This is a genomic window from Methylomonas sp. BG-2, from assembly GCF_057766305.1.
In genome coordinates this window covers 1-1,378 of the sequence record NZ_JBYMAP010000469.1, presented here as the reverse complement: position 1 = coordinate 1,378, position 1,378 = coordinate 1, and the positions used below count along the sequence as shown (strand labels likewise).

1 protein-coding gene and 1 pseudogene are annotated in these 1,378 nt (G+C 53.8%); both read left to right on the top strand.

Annotation, left to right across the window (positions count from 1 at the left end; all coding sequences use genetic code 11):
- Positions 1-208: pseudogene (locus AC3B8H_RS21350) on the top strand (dihydroxy-acid dehydratase); the annotation flags it as partial.
- 567 nt (positions 209-775) lie between these two features.
- Positions 776-1,378, top strand: a 603-nt coding sequence (locus AC3B8H_RS21345) for a PAS domain-containing protein (protein WP_488443515.1), incomplete at its 3' end; no start/stop codon positions are given.

Below are 1,378 nucleotides of genomic sequence, written 5' to 3'. Positions count from 1 at the left end.
CCGCATCGACATTCCTAACCGGACCATCGATGTATTACTGTCCGACGACGAACTGGCCCGACGCCGGGCCGAACAGGACCAACTGGGTTGGAAACCGGCCAAGCCGCGTCCGCGCAAGGTATCGGTCGCGTTGAAAGCCTACGCCCACTTCGCCACCTCGGCCGACAAGGGCGCGGTGCGGGATTTGTCTAAACTCGCTGACGACTGAGCAAATTTTCGAGTTCGGACCTGGTAACGCTTATTCCTCTTCGCGTCCGCCGGGCGTGTTAGCTTGACGGGGCCTAGCCCCGTTCCGCTAACGCGGATTTCATTGGTTTCCGCAAGCCACGAACGCTTGCGGCAGGCAACAGCCGTTTGAGGGGTTTGATTGTCCGGCGAAGAACACACGGGCTTGGGCAACCGCTTGTTTGGCCGTCCTATCGCGGGACTCACATTTGATTTTCAGGATGACGCTAGCCTGGCGCTGGTTTCGCTTCCGAAATCAATTGACCCCGATTAGCTGCAAAACCATCGCGAAATGGGTAAAGTAGCCGGCACGATCGAACGGACCATTATCTCGTTCCGACCGATCGAATCGCCGCCGCAACAGATGCGACCCTCGATTCGGTATACGCCCCTTTTCTAATATTCCAAACACAATTTGCCCAAGCCCTTCGACGGAAGCAAAACAAGAACAGAAGGTATAGGCCAATTTAGGACGTCAACCGCTTGTCATTCGTTAGAACACGATTTCCGGTTCGCGGCTTGATCTGTTGCCCGTCGCGGGAACACTTCAATGGTGATTGAATATATGCATGATTTCATATCCCCGGGGGACGATTTGGATTTCCGCCTGTTATTCGAATCATCTCCGGATCTCTATCTGGTCTTAAACGCCAAACTGGAAATCGTCGCCGTCAGCAATGCCTATACCCGTGCAACTTTAACGCGCCGGGAGGACATATTGGGGAAAACGATGTTTCAAATATTTCCCGATAATCCCGATGATCCCACCGCGGAAGGTCAGCGAAATTTACGCGCTTCCTTGCAACGCGTCTTGCTGTCGGGCAAACCGGACACGATGCCGGTCCAAAAATATGATATTCCCAGACCCGATGGCGGGAGCTTTGAGGAGCGTTATTGGAGTCCGATCAATATCCCCATACTCGGCCAGGACGGCAGTGTGGCCTATATTCTGCATAGGGCTGAAGATCTCACGGATTTTATTCGCGTCAAACAGCAAGGTGTGGAGCAAAACCAACTCAACGAAGCCTTACGCGCTCAGGCCGTAAAAATGGAAGTTGAACTGTTCGCCCGCAGCAAAGAGATCGCGTCGGCTAGCGCCGAGCTAAAGGCCGCGAACGAAGAGCTAACCCGCTTGTATGCCAAAACCCTGGAA